The following is a 19594-nucleotide window of genomic DNA, read 5'->3' as shown; positions in this document are numbered from 1 at the left end:
AGAAGATTGGCATTGCTGGGCTTTTTTGGCAACTTGCAGGGCTTTTGATGAAAATGATATGATTGAAATTGGTATTTACCAGGATTTATTGATCAATCGGAGCAGCCCGGTCGGTTTATTCCTCAAGGCTGTAGACGGAGAGGAAGAAGTCTTGCTTCCCAATAAGTATTTATTGGAAGAGATGGAACCTGGGAAAATGGTTCGGGTCTTTGTTTATAGAGATACCCAGGATCGCAAAGTGGCCACTACAGAGGAACCTTTATTGATTTTGAATCAATTTGGCTATCTCAAAGTAGCGGAAGTGAATAATGTGGGTGCATTTTTAGATTGGGGTTTGGTGGAGAAACAATTGATGGTTCCTTTTAAAAACCAGAAGAATAAGATGCAGCAGAATAAATCTTATCTGGTTTATCTCTACAAGGACAATCTGAGTGATCGGCTGGTTGCTAGCAGTCGAATTGATTCTTTTTTGAAAGAGAGTCCTGTGGGAGTTTTGACCCGAGGACGGGAAGTAGACCTGATTGTCCGTGGAAAAAGTGATATGGGTGTCAGTGTTATTGTCGATCAAGCTTATAAAGGCCTCATTTTTAATAATGAACTATTCCGGGAATTGGCATTCGGTCAGGAAATCAAAGGCTATGTAAAACAGGTCCGCGAAGATGGGAAACTGGACATCAGTTTGGAACCCATAGGTGTTGCCAGTATCGAACCTAATGCCGATCTGATCCTTAGTGCTCTTCGGAAAGCTGAGGGTTTTCTACCTTTTACGGATAAAAGTGATCCTGATGCTATTCGTCAGAAATTTGGGATCAGCAAAAAACTATTCAAAAAAGCCATCGGATCTCTTTACAAACAAAGAATGATTGAGTTGAAATCCGATGGGATTTACTTGAGCAAAGACTAAAGAGACTACCTCTCATTTTCTGAGATTTACTCCCTTTCATCTAAATTATGATTCTAGCCAGGCCCAGGTGAATATTCGCTTAAAAAAAATGAGAAGGCTAGATATGAGAAGTAAGTTAAAGAAGAGGCTGATTAGACCTGCATAAAACCTCCAACCTTCATAGTTTCCTATAAGCGGAACCTGCTCCTGAAAATCATTGATGAAATGTAAAATGGAAGTTGCGTAAGCAAAAAATATGAATACGCGGGTAATTTTATTGAATTTCTCCATAATTAGGGTATTTATTCGCCGCAACCATCACAATTGCCAGTCGCACCATTTAAGCCTCCATAAACAGCACCTACCACTCCGCCACCAATACAGCCAACAACCGCTCCTTTTGCGGCAGTAAATGGGCCTCCAATCGCTCCGACAATTGCTGCTGTTCCTCCAACGCTTGTACATCCACCTACTATTCCTTCAAGGGCTCCCCCTATAATTCCTGAAGCACATTCTCCCCAGGATTCCCACCAACCACATTTTTTGGCTCTTTTTTCTCCTTCCCCCTTGGTGCGGAAGAATTTTTCAAATTCGTCTGGATGTTCATTGAATAGATTTAGGATTCCTATCATGACAACATAAGTTTGCTGTTCTACTTCGTTACCTTGCCCTTCTTCCAGTTTTTGGTTCAATTTAGAAACAGCTTCTTCATAGGTATCAAAAGAATAAATGAGCTTCTGGAGCTCTGTATATTCTGAAGCTTTAGTTAGGCTGGAGCCTGTACTCATTCTTTTATATTGCAGGTCAAAGCTGTCGAAGGAATCCTGGCTTTCGTATGTACTCCACAAGACATTTTTAAATACTTCCTTGAGCTTGGAGGCCTTGTTCGCTGTATTTCCTCGCATAGCTTCACTTACATGAGAAAAGAGCTCTTGTATTTCTGTTTGAAATAGCAAGATTTCTTCATTTCGAACTTGTTCAATTCCCACTTCTTCCTGGCTACAAGCCTGAAATAGGGGAGAGATCGTGAGTAGTATGGTGGCTGTTAGGGTAATAATTAGGTTCTTTTTCATGTTTACATTCATTGTGAGTTGTGTTATTGTGTTTTCCTTAACTCGGTAATTCTTTCTCATGCGCTTTTCAGTTTCGCGCCTGGCATAGGTATATGGTGGATCAGCCAGAAATATCCACTATTGCTGGAGGGTCAGTCCTGTAATGACCGGCAGGGTGTTTTAGAGGGTTGATTGAAATGTGTACGATAGCTAAGGAGGATAAATCCTCTCAATAGGATAAGACCCCAAAGCAACTAGCTATGTCAACATGGGGATAAAAAAAAGTGTAAAAATCTACTAATTAGGGAAGCCACTCGATTTCCAAATAATGGTTTTCATGGAACTTCAGGCCATCTGCCCCGGGTTTACCTTTGGTGACGAATTGACTATGGGGAAGGCTAATATTATCGATAGATTTAAAGTCATCGAATCGAGCGGATAATGCCAGAATCCTTGCTTTATCTCTTACGGTAAAATAGAGGTATTCTATGAAAAAGGTAGCAGGGTCAAGGTATAGAATAAATTGATCATACTCTGCATTTGCTTCTTCACTGCCCCAAATGGCATAAATGAGTTCATAATCTTTTTCACCCACTTTCTCCTGACCAGCATAGATGATATGTTCTGCCTCTGATATTCTAAAGGGAAACTGGAACCAATAGTTTTTGAACAGGAGCTTATCCTTCATGGTTTCATTCTCTTCTTTCACTTCCTTTCCTTCTTCCTTGCTAAAGGTTTCTCCATTTTTTATGGCCCAATAAGTACCTTGTGTAGGCCCATTTTTCAGGATCAGGGAACTATTATCTTCACCCAACTCAGATATCATCTCAAATATCTGTGGCAGGGTATCCCATCGACCAATTATATTATTTCCATACCAGTCTGCGACTTGGACAAAACGAGCTTGCTTTTTGTCCAGCCAGTTATTTTTACCTCCATAAGCCTCTTGCATTTTATGTAAAAGCTCTTTCCCTTTTTGATAATCTGCATCTGAAAGATTATTCCTTAGATATTCATTGCGGATATCTTTAGGTTTCGGGCCTTCGCAGGATAAAAACAAGAGGCTAATCGAGAATACTATGAAATAGAGGGTTTTCATTTTTGGAGTATTTACTGAGCTGTACCTGGCAGCTGGTCTTTGTATTTATCCCAATTGTTGACAATCTCAAGTACAACAGGACTCCCCACCTGGTAAGCAGCTTCGAGAGAAGGAATATAAGCGGTATATCCTTTGCCCAATTTTTCCCCAGCAATACTTTCCTGAGCGGTGATGCCAGGCCATTGCATGGTGAAGTTGGAGGCAGTGCGGAGAACGAGTAAACGTTCTTTATCCACTTTTCCGGCTTTCTCCAATCTATCCAGGGCATGATAGGTCCCCATTTCCTCCATAGCAGAAGTGACAAAGTTTCCCTTTCCATTCGACCAATACTTCACCCAGTCATTTGCCCATTCATTAAATAGCTTTCCATGCCAATAGGTGCTGGCCGCTAATTGGTCTCCTTTCATTACGATAGGTTTCATTGATTCAACCGCATAGCCCGTATATTGCTCGCGCATGGTTTTGATCTTTTCGTTGTCAGCCAGCTCGATATCTTTGGTCATTTGATAGGCCCAGTCAACCATTTGAGGATTGAGTCTCGCTACTGCACCTTCATCATCTTCCTGCTTGGGTTGTTCGTAGGGTTTTGTTTTCCTTAGGGGAAAATAGCCGGTTGTCCAATCCTCCGGAATTTCACGCGCATCGATCTGGTGAGACAAATCTCCATCGACCAACCACTCTGCCCAGGCTGCCGAACCAGTAGGAGCATCCTCGGGATCAACTCCGGAAATACCTGCTACTAACCAGTAGGCATCCCTAAGATCAAATCTTTCATCCATCCCCAAGCCCATAATAGAAGCTGCAGCTCTGATGTTTCCTACTCCGGTCATAATTCCCAATACCTGCAAGTCCGGATTGTACCTCAATTGTCTGTAGCCCTGAGGAAAAGCAAGGCTATCCTGCAAGGGCAGTCTTTCTACCCAATACTGAAACTCTCCGGGCAAATCTCCTGTTTCCTGGCCTTTCTCGAACATGGAAACGAGTACCAGCTTGACGGGAAGTTTTTCGGTTTTTTGAGGGGAGGTACAGGAAGCGGCAAAAAGAAATGCCAGGAAAAATGGGATGTAGCGATTCATAGGTATTGTTTAGGTCAATAGGAAGTTGAACACAAATCTATTCCTTTTCTGAGGATTTTCTTTTCCTCAGATATGTCTCATTCGAAGTTATATTCCAATTTGCGATTGCATCTGTGACAAAATTTTGCCAACGATGCTCCCAGACTTTCATAGCATGGGCTTTTTCTTCTGGCCCAAGGGCGGCATGTTCTATGCTGTTTTTGCACAATTCCCTGAGCGTAGCTAAATCCAGCTCCCAAGCCATGTAAGCTGACCAGAAATCATAGGATAAGCCTTTGTAATTAAAGAGTTGAGGATCATCTGAAGAGATAACTACCTCCAATCCATTTCGAATATAGGTACTTGCAGGATGCATGCGCAGGTCTCTAACATATCCTAGGATTTGATTGCTCAATGGACTCACCTCGATACAAATATCTTTCTCTTTTACCACTTTCATCAATTGTGGGAAACGAAAAAGGTTGAATCCATGTCCGATACGTTTTGATCCTAGCAATACAGCATCATACAGATTGCTCACATGCATCCAGGAACTTTCTCCATCATGTAGATAGAGATTGAAGTCCAGCTTTTGATTCTGAATTTCCCTTTTCAGTTTGAGGAATGCTGCTGCATGGTAAAGGGTTGGGTTACCATTGTCTTCTTCCGCTACCAGATCATAGCCTTTTATCAAATCCGGATCTTCTTTATGGGCTTCGAGCGCTGCGAACATATCTTTTTCGATAAATTCTTTGTCCAGAAAACGAAGATTGGCCCAGATCAGGCTCATGCTAAATTCCGGATCCAACTCTCTGGCTCTTGCATAAGCTTCCCGAATTATGGCCATGACTTCAGCATGTGGGGTAGTGGAGGATTCCAGGGTATAGAGGTGTTCGTCATAGCGTCCTCTCAACTCTATATGTTGAATATTGTCTTCAATATGGTCTTTGAGTCCCTGGTAAAAGTACTCAGCGAAAACGGGTTTATAATAGGTGAATCCATAAACCCTTTCGAAAATGGCTTCAAACTCATACCAGATATCAACAGAATCTCCCTCAATGCTTTCGTCAAAGGTCAGTAGAGCCTTTAACTTTTCTTTGAAATCCGGAATTCTTTGATCCAGTTCTTTTGCAGGATAAAATCCTTGCGGAGCCTGCCCCTGTTTATAGGCATACATTTTCCCTTTGAGGAAGCTTTTGTTGTCCTCTTCCCAAAAGACATGTATCTCAGGTGTGTGAATGGCTTTGTCAAGGATCCATTCCACATTTGTCATAGCCAGATCGTGCAGATGTAAAATACCTCCTTTGGGCATCCTGTGAATAAGGTCAAAGAAAGGGTTGGCCTCAATATGGCTTTTAGACTGGTAGAAATTGCGGGCGGGAGGAAAGAAATGCTCAGCCTTATATGCTTCAAGCATACTCCTCTGGTATTCCTTCATTTTTTCATTGAGCAGCTTTTCTTCTACGGAAAGAAGGGTGTTTCTACTCAAAAAATCCAAACTGTCTGTTTGCATCAGAGCCTCTCGTTGAAGGAGATACTCTTGGAGATCAACATTTGTTTGGGAATAGAGATTGGAGCAGATGATGAGAAGAAAGAGCAGTGAATATCTTATCATAGGTTGAATCGAAATTCCGCCAAAATTAAGAATTTTTTACTTACTTATGCCCTTCTTAGAGATTAAGTTTTTATAACTACTATATTATTACTAGCTGAAATTCATGGATAAGTTCTTCCAATTATCCCAAAAGGGGAGCAACGTCCGGACAGAAATCATCGCCGGTCTGACCACCTTTTTAACCATGTCATATATCATCTTTGTCAATCCGGAAATGCTGGGGAAAACAGGGATGGATACGGGGGCCGTTCTGGTCGCAACCTGTATTGCTTCTGCGATCGGAAGTTTGTTGATCGGTCTATTGGCAAACTATCCTTTTGCTCAGGCCCCAGGTATGGGATTGAATGCTTTTTTTGTGTACACCGTCGTCATGGGATTGGGCTACACCTGGCAGCAAGGACTTGCGATTGTCTTTCTTTCTGGCCTGATATTTATCCTGTTGACAATTACTGGATTACGAAAAAGCATCATTGATGCTATTCCGGCCAATCTGAAATTTGCCATCGCTCCGGGCATAGGTCTATTTATTGCGCTGATCGGATTGAAGAATGCGGGCATCGTAAATATGGAAGGACCTGTACTGGATTTGGGAGATGTGAATTCTGCTCCGGTTTTACTGGGGATCATCGGATTTGTTCTCCTGACTGCACTTATGGTTATGAAAGTACGTTTTGCCATGCTTTGGGCGATATTGGGTACTACATTGTTGGGTATTCCTATGGGAGTTACCCAATTGCCGGATTCCTATAGCTTCTCGGAAATCAGTTTATCAGAGACGGCTTTTCAGCTGGATCTGGCTGGATTGTTTACCCCCCCGGAAGGGCAGAGTGGTGCAGGGATGATTTTCACTGCTATCCTGGTTATTCTGAGTTTCACCCTGGTTGACCTCTTCGATACTTTTGGGACCCTGATCGGAACCGCAGCCAAGGGGGATTTGCTGGATGAAAATGGGAACTTACCTCGTATGGAAAAAGCATTATTGGCAGATGCGAGTGCGACATTGATTGGATCATTGCTCGGAACATCAACAGTTACTACCTATATAGAAAGTGGTTCGGGTATTGTTGCCGGAGGGCGAACGGGATTGACCGCGGTGAGTGCTGCAGTATTTTTCCTGCTGGCTATATTTTTGGCACCGGTTGCCGGGATTGTACCTGCGGCAGCTACCTCTCCGGTATTGATCATGGTTGGTTTGCTGATGCTCGAAAGTATTCAGAAGATCGATCTGAGTGATTTGGAAACATCCGTTCCTGCTTTATTATTGATCATCTTCATGCCTTTTACCTATAGCATTGCCAATGGGATCGCCATAGGGATGATGTTTTATGTGTTGGTGAATGTATTTAAAGGAAATGCAAAATCCGTACATCCAATTCTATACATTTTAGTACTGCTTTTCGTACTTCAGTATGTTATGATATAATTAAATCTTCAAGAGGAGTTTTCAAAATTAGAAATTATGACTAGCTTGCGGCGTCTTTTAGGGTGATACCTGAAAACACCGAAAGGTTACATGTACACGAGTAGAAATTATTGGAAAGCTTCAATGCGACCTTATATTTATAGGAAGGTCCATTTTAATCTAAGATCTATACAAAACTTAGTATAAAAGACTGCGCGCATTTGCCACTGGCAAATGCGCGTTTATCATTTATGTATTCGTTCTTTTTTAATCTTATCTAACTTAATTAAAAACTAAACATGCAAAAAGCCTTTACTATTCTGATTATGGCTTTGCTGGCCATTGGAATTGTTCCCAATGCTTTGGGACAGGGCACGACCACTTCTACAATGAACGGAAGGGTCACTGGCGATGACGGCAACGGATTAGCCGCCGCCACTGTAATTGCTATTCATGGTCCTACGGGTTCTTAGTTTGGTACCCTTACCAATGATGAAGGATATTTCCGTATCCCCAACATGCGTGTAGGTGGTCCTTACAAAGTAACTGCTACTTTTGTAGGCTATGAGCAATCTTCGCAAGAAGGGATCTACCTTACTTTGGGTCAAACCTACCGGGTAAACCTGAGAATGAGTAGCAAGGATATCCTTCTGGAAGAGGTTGTAATCTCAGCGGGTTCCGGAGACCTTTTCGATGGTAACCGTACAGGTGCGGAGACTTTTGTAGGAAAAGAAGCAATCAATACGCTTCCTACGGTTGACCGTAACTTCCTTCAGGACTTTGCAAGACTTGATCCCCGTACTTCTCCTTCTCAGAAAGGAAATGCAAACGGTGGTGGATTGTCTGTTGCAGGGATGAACAACCGATACAATGCTATCTACTTTGATGGTGCTGTTAACAATGATGTTTTTGGTTTGGCTAACTCAGGAACCAATGGTGGACAGGCAGGTATCAGTCCTATTTCGCCAGATGCAATTGAGCAGATCTCTGTTGTATTGGCTCCTTTTGATGTAAAATATGGTGGTTTCGCCGGAGCAAGTATCAATGCAGTAACTCGTAGTGGTACCAATGAATTTGAAGGATCTGTTTATGGATTCTACAAAGATCAAAATCTTGCAGGTAAAACACCTGGAGATGATATCGCTAACAGAACACAACTTGATCCTTTTACTTCTTATACTACCGGTTTCAGACTTGGTGGTCCGATAATCAAGGATAAGCTTTTCTTCTTTACCAACTTTGAGATTCAAAGAGATGAAGAACCTAAGCCTTTCTCTTTTGCTGATTATCAAGGAAGTGCTGATGCTGCTAAGATTGACGAATTGGTAAATTACCTGGATAATACCTACAATTATAATCCTGGTGGATATTTGAACAATGCAACGGATCGTTCTACTGATAGATTCCTGGCTAAATTGGACTGGAACATCAATGAGAACAACAAAATGTCTCTTCGTTACTCTTATGTAAAAGGAGTTGAGTCTGATGTATTGAGACCTAGTAATACTACCCTTCCTTTCGAGAATGTAGGTGTATTCTTCCCTTCAACTACCAACTCTGCAGCTTTAGAACTTAAAAGTACGATCAGCAGCAGTGTCTTCAACAACCTGGTTGTGAGTTTGACAACTGTTCGTGATGACCGTGATATTCTGGGAGATCCATTCCCTCAGGTTCAGGCTCAGGACGGAAACGGATTGGTTTTGTTTGGTACAGATAATTTCTCTTACTCAAACATTGTAAACCAGGATGTATTTACTGTTACAGACAACCTGACTATCAGTAAAGGTCGTCACAACTTCACCTTCGGAACGCATAACGAATTTTTCAAAATTCAGAACCTCTTTGCCATCTTCTCTACTCCAAGATATTTCTATGACAATGTTTTGGATGATAATGGTAACGTAATCCAGACTGGTTTGGATCTCTTCATGAGTGGTGCTCCTGGTTTCTCTCTCTTTGGACATGAGCAACCAACTACTCCTGGCGATGCTGCTTCTGTAAGATTTGGTGATGAGGCTGATAACCTCGGGCCTACCTTCAATGCGATGCAGTTGGCTTTCTATGCACAGGACGAATGGGACGTCAACGATAACTTCAAGCTTTCTTACGGATTGCGCGCTGATATCCCGATTTTTACGGATGATCCTCCTTTGGATAATGCAGCTTTCAATAGCGAAACTATTCCCGTTCTTGAAGCAGCTGGATATGATTTGAAAGGTGCTCAGGCAAGTAAAGCTCCTAGTACTTCTATCATGATCTCTCCTCGTATCGGTTTCAACTGGGACGTTAATGGAGATCAGAAGACTCAGGTTCGTGGTGGTGCAGGTATCTTCACCTCCAGAGTGCCCTGGGTATGGCCAGGCGGTATGTTCATCCGTAATGGTTTGAACTCAAGCTTCAATGCTTCTTTCGGACCTTTCCGTGCGACTCCTGATTCCTGGAGAGAGCGTCTTACCCTGACTTCTCCTTCCGGTGATGTTGACTTGTTTGCTGAGAACTTCAAGTATCCTCAGTTCTTCCGTTCTTCTGTTGCCTGGGATCAAAAGCTTCCCGGTGGATTTATCCTGACATTGGAAGGAATCTTCACGAAGGCGCTGAACGATATGGATGTGAAGAATGTTAACCTCGCTCCTTCTACTGATAATCTTGATGGTGCTGATCAGCGTCCCATCTTTAGTGGAGATGTTGTTGATGATACCTATTCAAGAGTAACTCTGGTAGATAATACCAGCAAAGGATATACTGGAAACTTCACGGTACAACTTCAAAAACCATTCTCTGACAACTGGTTGGGTAGCATTGCTTACTCATTCACTCGTTCTGAGTCTCTTTTTGAAGGAACTGGATTTATCAACTCTACTAACTGGAGAGATAACACTTCTGTAATGGGACGTAACAATCCTATTGTAACCAGAAGTACATTTGATGCCGGTTCAAGAATCAGTGCCTTCCTTGCCAAGCGTTTCGAATATGGTAACGGAAACCTGTCAACTACTATCTCCTTGTTCTACAATGGACAAGCAGGTCAGCCATTCTCTTACGTTTACCAAAACGGAGACAACTTTACCAATGAGGATAGTGAAGATAGCAGAGCTTTGATTTATGTTCCTGCTTCTCAAGGCGATATTGTATTTGCTGATGCTGCTACAGCTTCTCAGCAATGGGCCGCTTTGGATGCTTATATCGAAGCTGATCCTTACTTGAGTACTGTTCGTGGTGAGTATGTTGAAAGAAACCGTTCCAGAACTCCTTTCGAGCACCTCTTCGACTTGAAGATCGCTCAGGATATCTCTTTCAATGTTGGAAACAAAAGACATACAGTACAGATTTCTTACGATATCTTTAACGTAGCTAACCTGATCAACCCAGAGTGGGGTAAGTCTTACTTCGTAGATGATGGATACTTCCGTCTGATTCGCTTTGTTGACTTCTTGCCTGGAACCAATCAGCCTACCTTTGCATTTGACGGCGTGGATGGAGAGCCTTACAGCTTGATCCAGACTGGAACTAGAAGTGCAAGATGGTACAGCCAGATCGGTCTGCGTTACTCTTTCTAATTTGAAAGAAAGCTCTCTAAGAGCATAGATATAAAAAAAGCCCGCATCACAAGATGCGGGCTTTTTTATTTGATCGAAATGAAAATCTAATTTCGAATAATGATTCTTCCTCCTCCAGAACCGCCCATTTCCATTTGCATCTCTTTCATTTTTTCTTCCTGAATCTTCTTGAACTCATCACGGCTAACAACCTTTCCTTTTTTAGGCTCTTCCATCATTTTCTTATCCACTTTCTCAAAAGTGATAGCTGTTGCATAGATTTTCAGCTTTCCTTCCTGTGCCTCTAATTCGAGGATCATTCCGGGCAGCTGGCCATATTTACCAGGGCCTCCTGAAACAGGTATTTCCGGGGCAAACCAGGCAATGACTTTCTCTTCCCCCTCACCTGAAGTTGCTTGCTGACAGGTGTATCCCATCACTTCTTTGCTTTCTCCAGTCAATTTCCATTTAAAATTTTCGATATCATCCTTAATCAGGAATTTACGGGTGAAGAATTCCTGTTGTTGAACACTTCGATTGGCATCAAGATCTTTGAAGAGGATATTTTCCGGCTCTTCAAATTTCATGTGGATAGCCATGCCTTCACTCTCATGAGAGAGTTCCATAGGCTCATCTGTGCCTTTGTGATTTTTGTAAATAGAGGAGGTTTCAGTGAAGGTCAACATTCTTTTTGTGATGCGATGTTCCGGGAGCATAGCCTTAAGCTGCTCCATCATTTCTTCATTTTCTCCGTCAACTTCCATGTCAACGTGCATGTTCATTTTTTCTTCGAACAAGATTTGCCCTTCTGTATTCTGAGCCTGACTCATCAGGGGCAATAAGAGTAAAAAGAGTATCCAGACTTTTTTCATATTGATGGTTTTTGTCAAAAATAGGGGGGATTCCTCAGTCTAATTCCTAATGAAAAGTTAAAGTTTTCCTAATGTTTTAGACCCTTATGGCTCTTTTTGCGTCGATTCTGTTAAAGCTTATCATAAAAAAAGCACTATTTTTACTTCGCTATTTAACCATTAGACGTGTACACCATGGGCCGAATTTTAAGTTTCCTCGTAATTGCTGTCCAGATCTACTTTATGTATGATGCCTATAAGAAGAGAAAGTTCTTCTGGATTTTTGTTATCCTTTTTGTACCAGGTTTTGGAAGCATTCTGTACTTCTTTATTGAAAAATTTCCCGAACTAAAAGATCAGGGTATTACAGATAAAGCCGGAGAGAGTCTGGGATCCTTCTTTTATCCGGAAAAAGAAATTCAAAATCTGGAGGAAGCAGTTGAATTATCTCCTTCCTTCAAAAATCGAATGGCCTTAGCTGATGGCTACCAGAGAGCCAGGCGTTATGAAGATGCGCTGGATATTTATACGGCTCTTTCTACAGGCCCCGGCAAACAAGATCCCAATATCTGGAAGGGAATTGCCTATGCTCAATTCCATTTAGGGAGTTTTGATCAGGTTCCTGCGGCGGTAGAACGTATGCGTGAATTTCGGAGCGGAAATAAACCTACAGAATTTGACCTGCTACTTCCGGAGGCTTTGGAACAAATGGGAAATCTGGCTGCTGCAGAAATCGAATACAGTGCTCTGGCAGAAACCTTTAGCGGAGAACAAGCTCGATGTCGCTATGCTCAATTTCTCCAAAGTCAGGGGAAAGAGGATCAGGCCCGGGATATTTATAATGAAATGCTCCTTTATGCAAAAGCCTCCCCACAACATTACAAACAATCCCAAAAGGAATGGTTGAATATCGCGAGGAGGGAGTTGAAAGTGCTAAACTAGATCTATTGCAGTTCGAGTATATATTCTTCTGCTACATTGAAGGAACCAATGACCCCATAGCCTCCTTTGACATTATTGGGAATGATAACAGGTTCGCTGGGAACAAAGGCACTCTCTATTCCTGATAGACGATTGTAGGTTTGTAGCTGCAATTTCTCCTGAAATCTGGCATATTCTTTACTCAGACTGATTCCTTGTATCAGCAATCGATGATATTTTACTTCTCGTGGTTCCTGCCCTGACCATCTGTAACTTTCTGGCAAATCAAACCACCAAAGACGATCAGCTGTTTGCCCATCAAAATCTTCATCGGATAAGGGTTTATTCTGAATATAGGTGTAACCATCGGGATCGCTTTTGATTTCCAGTCCCGGCCATTTCCATTCTCTGCGTTCTTCAAATCCTCCTTGAAAATCATCTGCTTCATAATCTACCCCCACAATGAAGTTGTAGTGATTGCCTTCTCCGGGCGGATCATTGATTTTTAAATCCAGGGCAGACCAATTCATTTCATCCCCATAAGAATCTACAAAAGACAAGGAATCTGCATAGAAGTTTACCCCATTTAGTACGGCTTTCCCTGGAATGGTGGTTTCTCCCTCTGCAGTTCCATAGGTAGCATGGCTCGCTACGAACCTATAGGTCTCTCCGGCTTGGGGAGCATCGAGAACTTTGCTGGGGAAATATTTTGCTCCATTCAAAACCTCTGTATAATAAATGGTAGTATCTGGTTCTCCCGGACCTGGGCTGAAGGTAAATCTCCAGAGGGTATCGGTAAAAGTGGTATCCTTATATATTAACTCATCAATCAGGTTGCCATTCTTGTAAAGCTCCACTTTTGCATCCGCGACAGCTACGTCTTTATCTTCCAGGTTTTCGAGTATTCCAAAGCTTCTCATCACATAGAGATCAATCGGTTCTCCAGCCTGAAGAAAGGCATACAAGGTTAACTTCGGCTCATGCTGAGGCAAAGGGATATTGAGGTCCCTCTGACAAGCCGAGAAGAATAGGCCACTAAGAAATATAATTGCTATGTACTTGTTCATTTGTTTGCTGCTTAGAATTTGAATTGGTAACTGACGGATGGAATGATGGGGAAAATGGCCAGCTTTTTTAGGGTTGGATTGCTGTCGAATTGTCCGGTGTCCGGATTGAATCTTTCATTGCCATCCAAATAGTAAGCGAAAGGATTGAGGCGACTATATGCATTATACACCCCAATGGTCCAGGTTCTCTCTCCCCATTTTTTCTCTTTGGTAAAGTTTACTCCAAGGTCTAATCTGTGATAAGCCTGCATCCGGAAGCCATTTCTTCCATTTTCAAATACTTGTGCTCCATTTCCATATCCCGTAATGTCTGTGAAGATTTGTCGGAAAGGAGTATAGAATACTGGAGAGGTTTCTCCATTCACATCTCTGAACCTGATATTTCCTTGTCGGGTAGGATCTGCCAAAGTCGGATATCCACCCGTAGGCAAGGTGATGGCATTTCCTGTACCGAATACCCAGGTGCCTGCTACCGATACTCTTTTGTTGAATTTATGGCTGACTACGATGCTGATGTCATGTCGGCGGTCGTATTTGTAGGGAAACCGAGAGCCTTCATTGATATTGGGAAACTGGCGCCAGTTCCAGGAAAGCGTATATCCGATCCATCCGGTCGTTTTTCCAGTTTTCTTTTGGAGTAAAACCTCCGCACCATAGGATTCTCCTCTTCCTCCGGTTTCCACTGTTTCCTCCCAACTGCCGGATTGAAGCCCACCGAAGAAGAAGTTGTTTCCCTCTTTATAGGCAATGAGGCCTGTCATTTCTTTATAATAGCCTTCTACTGTCAATTGATACTGGTCTTGCCAAAGAGAAGCTGAAACGCCGGCTGCGGCCTGCCAGGAAAATTGAGAAGGGACCTTATCTGTAGCTGGTACCCAGAGGTCGATGGGGAGTCCGGTACCAGAATTGGTCAGCAAATGAATGAATTGGTTCATCTGAACATAGGAAGCCTTGAATGCTACGTTTTTGCTCAAGGCAAAGCGGGCAGATAGTCGAGGCTGAATGGTATAAAAGGTTTTCTTATCGATCAGATATTGGGTGGCATGTACCCCGAGATTGGCACTGAATTTTTGCCCGATCTTTATTCTATCTTCAAAATAAATCGCACTTTCCCAGGTATAGTCAAGATTTGATACCAGATTGGTGTCTACCCGGGTTTCATTACTTCTTTGATTAATACCAATGGTGCCGGGTTCGAAGGTATGGTAGGTGGTCTGTATCCCAAATTTTATATCATGAGCTGGAGAAGGGTAATAATCAAAGTCAATTCGACCTCCCCAATCCTGAATTCTAGAGAGATATTCCAGTCCAAATACATCAGTAATGGTGGTATCTCCATCCGAGTATTTACTGCTTCCTTCTGCACTTGTTTTCAACTGATAGCGAGAGAAAGTACCCGTAACATTGGAAAAGAGATTTTTGGACCAAACGTGATTCCATCTCAAGGCTCCTATCCTGTTTCCCCAACTTAATCCGAGTTTGAATTCGTCTTCATAATTTGTGTCTTCCGTTTTTCCGCTTCCACCAAATTTGTCATCTCCCATGTAAAAGCTGAAGTATAAACGGTCCTTATCGGAAAAACGGTGATTGATCTTTCCATTTAAATCATAGAAATAATAGCCTACTGAAGCCTCTCCCTGAGAAGCAATTTTGGAAATCGGACGGGTAAGCAGATCAATGTAGGTACGTCGGCCTGAAATGATGAAAGAAGATTTTCCTTTCTGTATTGGCCCTTGCAGGGAAAGTTTGGATGATATTAAGCCTATGCTTCCTTCGCCTTCAAATTTGTTGAGGTTCCCTTCTTTCATCCGGATATCCAGGATAGAAGAAAGCCGTCCTCCATATCGAGCGGGGAAGCCCCCTTTGTAGAGTTTAACAGAACTTAGGGCGTCAGCATTGAAGACCGAGAAAAAGCCTCCCAAATGGCTCACATAATAGAGAGGAACTCCATCCAGCATAATGAGGTTTTGGTCAGGTCCACCGCCACGCACATAAAGGCCGGTAGTACCTTCACTTCCGGATTGAACACCGGGCATCAATTGGATAGCCTTGATTACATCGACTTCCCCCAATAGTGCCGGCATCAGTTTTACCTGCGAAATAGGCACCACTACAGCTCCCATTTGTGCATTGTCAACTTCTCTTTCGACTTCCTCTGCAATGATGTCCACCGAATTTAAGGTCAGGGCATCCAGGCTCACATTGAGGGTAGTATCCTGCTTGAGGAAAAATGAGATGCGTTTGGGACTAAAGCCGGCGTAGGAAAGTTTCAATTTGACTGAATCCTGAGGCAGTTTAAGGCTAAAGAATCCAAAATTGTTCGTGATGGCCCCTTTTCCTGAAGCTTCATCCAGGATGGTAGCATTAATGAGGGATTCCCCATTGCTGAGATCTTTTACGTAGCCGTTAATGGTGTAGGACTGTGCTTGGCCTTGTATCCAGCAAAAGCACAGGAATACAAGGCTTAGAATTGAAATTCTGAGTAGGTTCATAAATAGTTTTCAGGTTTTTACATTTGCCATAGAAGACGGCTAAGTAGGGCAAAAAGATGCGCGGCCACAAAGTTATTTTGGGGTAAAAATTATGGAATAGGGGATAGGGATGGGGAGCTGTGTCTTAATGTGTTAGAGGAAGGGAAAAAGAGGGTGTTTGCGTGTTAGTGTATTCGTGTTTTAGGGATGGAAAGGAAGCGAAATCACAAACTACTCTCTACCCTAACACCCTAAAACTCAAACACCCTAACACTGAGTTTACTCAATTAAATCTCCGACGATACGAGCTGAAAGCAAACAGAGGGGAATTCCTCCGCCGGGATGTACGCTACCTCCGACAAAGTATAGTCCTTTGATCTTGCGGTGGAAATTGGGATGACGGAGGAAAGCTGCGAATTTGTTGTTGGAGCTGTTACCGTAAAGGGCACCTTGATAGGAGGAGGTTCGGCTTTCTATAAGTTCGGGAGTAAGGCGATCTTCAAACTCTATCAGCGATTCAATGTCTTTTCCCAGCATGCGGGAAAGTTTTGAGAGGATGTTTTTTCTGGCAGCTGAAATCAGACTTTCCCAATCCTGTCCCTGATTGGCGGGGACATTGATCATGACGAACCAATTTTCTTTGCCTGCAGGTGCATCTCCTTTTTCACATTTGCTGCTGATGTGGACGTAAATGGTTGGATCCTCGTAGATGCTTTTTTCTTCCCAGATATATCGAAACTCTTCCTGGTAATTCTGGCTAAAGAAAATGTTGTGCAAATCCAGATCAGGGAAGCTATCCTTTATTCCCCAGTAAAATATAAGGGCTGAACTGGAACGAGGCTGGGTCAGAATTTTTTCCGGAGCTTTTTGACTGGATAACAAATGCCGGTAAGTAGGCACGACATCCATATTGCTCACTACCACCTCTGCTTCATGCTTGTTTTCGCCTATCCGAATCCCTCTAACTGCTTTATCCTCTACCAGAATTTCATCCACTTTTTCTCCGAAATGAAACTTTATCCCTAAATCAGTAGCGAGACTGTATAAGGAAGTAGGAATGGCATAAATTCCTTTTTTCGGAAAATAGGCACCGATATTGAATTCGAGATGGGGAATGATCCTCAGGGTTGCAGGAGCTTCATAGGGATTGGAACCATTATAGGTAGCATATCGGTCGAAAAGCTGTACGACACGTGGATCATTGAATTGACTTGCATTGGCTTTATGCATGGTTCGCATGGAGTCGATGCGATGCAAATTCAAAATAGAGATCAGGGTATCCTTTCGAAGGTAGGTGCTGAGTTTGTGGAGGGAACGTTCGAGGAAAACATGGGAAGTGATGTCGTAAATCTCCGAACTTTTCTTCAATACCTTCAAGGCCTTTGCTGCAGTTTCGCCCGTCTTTTCTTCGAGTTCTTTGGCAAAACGCAGAGGCTCTGCCCAGGCATCTATTTGGGTACCATCCTCATAAAAATACTTGGTAATAAGTTCCAGCTTTTCGTAATCATAGTAGTCTCGGGGATTTTTGCCAGCCGTTTCAAAGACATGATCCAATTCTTTTGGCAGGGTAAATAGAGAGGGGCCCATATCAAATCGGTAACCTTTTTCCTCCATTTGATTGAGTTTCCCTCCGGCTTTCTCAGAAGCTTCGAAAACTTCTACTTCATATCCTTTTGATCTCAAGCGAATGGATGTGGCTAATCCACCAATTCCTGCACCTACTACTATGGCTTTCTTTTGAGGCATGTTTTGCGATTCCTGAATTTACCTTATGGAAACTCTAAATATTTGGATTTGTTTCTGATAATAAAAGTATGCCAGCTGATTTTGTGCTTCAGTTTTCTGTTAGATGGAATCCTGATAAGTCTGATAAATCGTAAAATTGACTTAATTAAAAATTTTCGTGATCTTGTTTACATCTCAACGGGAAATAATACTTGCTCTATCTTCTTATTAGCGCCTCCTATTCTTGTGAATAGCCCCTTTCAGAAAATAAAGCAGCAATTTTTCCGAATTTGATTTAGAAAGACCTAAGAATTCACACTACTAATTGAACTGAGTATATGAGAGTATCCATTTTTACTCGTTCGCATAAAAGATTAGCTGCACATGGAGGATTATAATCCTTTTACAGATGAGGACTTTCGTTCTGCCGTCAAGAGATTTGTGCACAAGTATTCCGGACGCAGACTGGATGCCGATGATATATTGTCGGATGCCTATCTGGAGTACCATAAAAAGCGCAATGAGGGGCAGGTGAAAGTGATAGAATCGGAGAAAGGATATGCTTTTGGCATTTGTAGAAACCTTGTCCGGAATCTATTGGGCAAACCCTATACTACGGATGAATTGCCAGCGGAAGTGGAAATGGCATTTTATGAGGATCCGGTTCTTGAGTTGAATAAACGGCTGGAATCCGAACGTAAGACTTTCATTCATGAAAATCTTAAAGCCAGTGGCAGCAATTGTTTAGAAATTCTCCAGGGAAAGGCCGAGGGAAAGAGTTCCCGTCAATTGGCAGAGACCCTCAAGCTCACCGAAGACACAATCAACAGCCGGGCCAATCAGTGCAGGAAAAAGGCCAGAGAATTATTTATCGCATCTCTGGGAGAAGAGGCTCGCGTCCTATTGAAAATTTTTGATCCCAAACGCAGGCGTGAATGGTATGCGGAGGAATTCAGGGAAAAGCATGCGGCCAAATTGAAGCAGCTAGGATACAGCAGTTTCGAAGCGGCACGCGATGCAGCCATCTCACACCTGGACAAGCTTCTCTCATTTCTGATTCCCAATTCAAACTACTAATTCCCTAAGAGTAATGGACAGCGTTAAATATACTTTCAGGTTCCGAGAGAAATACCTTGCCGGGCAAGTAAGCGCCGAGGAGAAACGGGAGTTCGAATCTGAACTCAGCCGCAACCCTCAACTTCTTGAACAACTAAAACAACAGATCTATCTGGGCGAAATTGTAGGAGAGGCTTTAGAGGAAGATAGCACGGTAGTTAATACACCTGATGAGAATACTGATTCTACCCATACTGAATCTGGCCTTGAGAGGCCCACCGTTGTGATGCCTTTGGTATGGTATCGTGAGCCTGCGAAGCTGGCTGCTGCGGTTGCTTTCTTTCTGGTGTGTTGTGTGGGGGTGTGGTGGATGGCTAATTCTGGTGAAAATATGAATGATAAGCTATTTGCTGAAAATTATAGACACCTCAGTAACCAGGAAACCACACAGCCTAGAAGGAGTGCCGATCCTACAGTAATTCAGGATAATCCATTGGATTCTTTACTATTCGATGCTTTACAGACTTATTCCAGAGACAATTTTGAAGCTGCATCAAAAGAACTTGCTGTTTTTATTGATTCAGGAAATGACAGTTTAAAAATCGGGAGATTCTATCGTGCTATGGCTTCATTGAAACTGGAGAAATATGAATCTGCAATTAATGATCTTGAGCTATATCTCGATAATAATTCTGATGGAAAATATATTCAAGATGCCAATTGGTATTTGGCTCTGGTATATCTAAAAGAAGGCAATTTTTCCGGTGCAAGATCTATTTTAGAGAAATTAGCAAGCGAGGATGGGCCTTATAAAATAAGATCGGAGAAACTAAATTTATCAATGCAAAATTTGAAATAAGA

General features: G+C 42.5%; 15 protein-coding genes and 1 pseudogene. 8 read left to right on the top strand and 8 right to left on the bottom strand.

All coding sequences use genetic code 11. The features are described from left to right. The first annotated feature begins 58 nt into the window (after nt 1-58). Nucleotides 59-904 carry a S1-like domain-containing RNA-binding protein gene (locus tag R8P61_16515; GenBank protein MDW3648672.1) on the top strand — a complete coding sequence of 282 codons (846 nt, stop codon included), beginning with the start codon at nt 59-61 and terminating at the stop codon, nt 902-904. Nucleotides 905-1185: 281 nt separating this feature from the next. Here R8P61_16515 and R8P61_16510 read toward each other — a convergent pair whose 3' ends face one another. From R8P61_16510 to R8P61_16495, 4 genes are all read right to left on the bottom strand, one after another. Then, entirely contained in the window at nt 1186-1956 is a 771-nt protein-coding gene (locus tag R8P61_16510) for a hypothetical protein (GenBank protein ID MDW3648671.1), read from the bottom strand. Between the two features lie 280 nt (nt 1957-2236). Beyond that, complete coding sequence (locus tag R8P61_16505; protein MDW3648670.1) at nt 2237-3034, bottom strand: hypothetical protein; 798 nt, start codon at nt 3032-3034, stop codon at nt 2237-2239. Between the two features lie 11 nt (nt 3035-3045). After that, on the bottom strand, nt 3046-4110 hold the full coding sequence (locus tag R8P61_16500) for a purine nucleoside permease (protein MDW3648669.1): 1065 nt from the start codon (nt 4108-4110) through the stop codon (nt 3046-3048). Nucleotides 4111-4147: 37 nt separating this feature from the next. Next, nucleotides 4148-5704: a hypothetical protein gene (locus R8P61_16495; protein MDW3648668.1), complete on the bottom strand. Its 1557-nt coding sequence runs from the start codon at nt 5702-5704 to the stop codon at nt 4148-4150. Nucleotides 5705-5807: 103 nt separating this feature from the next. Between R8P61_16495 and R8P61_16490 the strand changes: the two genes are divergently transcribed. The 4 genes and pseudogenes from R8P61_16490 to R8P61_16475 all read left to right on the top strand — a co-directional run bounded on the left by R8P61_16490 (nt 5808) and on the right by R8P61_16475 (nt 10663). Then, complete coding sequence (locus R8P61_16490) at nt 5808-7127, top strand: NCS2 family permease (protein ID MDW3648667.1); 1320 nt, start codon at nt 5808-5810, stop codon at nt 7125-7127. 278 nt (nt 7128-7405) lie between these two features. Continuing rightward, entirely contained in the window at nt 7406-7579 is a 174-nt protein-coding gene (locus R8P61_16485) for a hypothetical protein (GenBank protein ID MDW3648666.1), read from the top strand. Nucleotides 7580-7594: 15 nt separating this feature from the next. Continuing rightward, a pseudogene (locus tag R8P61_16480) lies at nt 7595-7762 on the top strand (carboxypeptidase-like regulatory domain-containing protein). Next, nucleotides 7736-10663, top strand: a complete 2928-nt coding sequence (locus tag R8P61_16475) for a TonB-dependent receptor plug domain-containing protein (protein ID MDW3648665.1) — start codon at nt 7736-7738, stop codon at nt 10661-10663. Before R8P61_16480 ends, R8P61_16475 begins: the two are co-directional and overlap by 27 nt. A gap of 86 nt (nt 10664-10749) precedes the next feature. Here R8P61_16475 and R8P61_16470 read toward each other — a convergent pair whose 3' ends face one another. Next, on the bottom strand, nt 10750-11514 hold the full coding sequence (locus R8P61_16470; GenBank protein ID MDW3648664.1) for a GLPGLI family protein: 765 nt from the start codon (nt 11512-11514) through the stop codon (nt 10750-10752). 174 nt (nt 11515-11688) lie between these two features. On the opposite strand from R8P61_16470, the gene R8P61_16465 reads away from it, so the two are divergent. Further along, entirely contained in the window at nt 11689-12435 is a 747-nt protein-coding gene (locus R8P61_16465) for a PLDc N-terminal domain-containing protein (protein MDW3648663.1), read from the top strand. Nucleotides 12436-12437: 2 nt separating this feature from the next. On the opposite strand, the gene R8P61_16460 is transcribed toward R8P61_16465, so the two are convergent. The 3 genes from R8P61_16460 to crtD form a co-directional block, all read right to left on the bottom strand. Then, nucleotides 12438-13481 carry a DUF4249 domain-containing protein gene (locus tag R8P61_16460; GenBank protein MDW3648662.1) on the bottom strand — a complete coding sequence of 348 codons (1044 nt, stop codon included), beginning with the start codon at nt 13479-13481 and terminating at the stop codon, nt 12438-12440. 11 nt (nt 13482-13492) lie between these two features. Beyond that, nucleotides 13493-15973, bottom strand: a complete 2481-nt coding sequence (locus tag R8P61_16455; GenBank protein MDW3648661.1) for a TonB-dependent receptor plug domain-containing protein — start codon at nt 15971-15973, stop codon at nt 13493-13495. Between the two features lie 258 nt (nt 15974-16231). After that, nucleotides 16232-17698 (bottom strand): 1-hydroxycarotenoid 3,4-desaturase CrtD, encoded by a 1467-nt coding sequence (crtD, locus tag R8P61_16450; GenBank protein ID MDW3648660.1) that lies wholly within the window; start codon nt 17696-17698, stop codon nt 16232-16234. A gap of 363 nt (nt 17699-18061) precedes the next feature. Here crtD and R8P61_16445 point away from each other — a divergent pair, with 363 nt between their 5' ends. Continuing rightward, on the top strand, nt 18062-18754 hold the full coding sequence (locus tag R8P61_16445) for a sigma-70 family RNA polymerase sigma factor (GenBank protein ID MDW3648659.1): 693 nt from the start codon (nt 18062-18064) through the stop codon (nt 18752-18754). Nucleotides 18755-18767: 13 nt separating this feature from the next. After that, nucleotides 18768-19592 (top strand): hypothetical protein, encoded by an 825-nt coding sequence (locus tag R8P61_16440; protein MDW3648658.1) that lies wholly within the window; start codon nt 18768-18770, stop codon nt 19590-19592. The last annotated feature ends 2 nt before the right edge of the window (nt 19593-19594 follow it).

This window comes from Bacteroidia bacterium (assembly GCA_033391075.1).
In the GTDB taxonomy this organism is placed as follows: domain Bacteria; phylum Bacteroidota; class Bacteroidia; order J057; family J057; genus JAWPMV01.
Note: the sequence above shows the minus strand (reverse complement) of the source record. Positions and strands in the feature narration are given on the sequence as shown.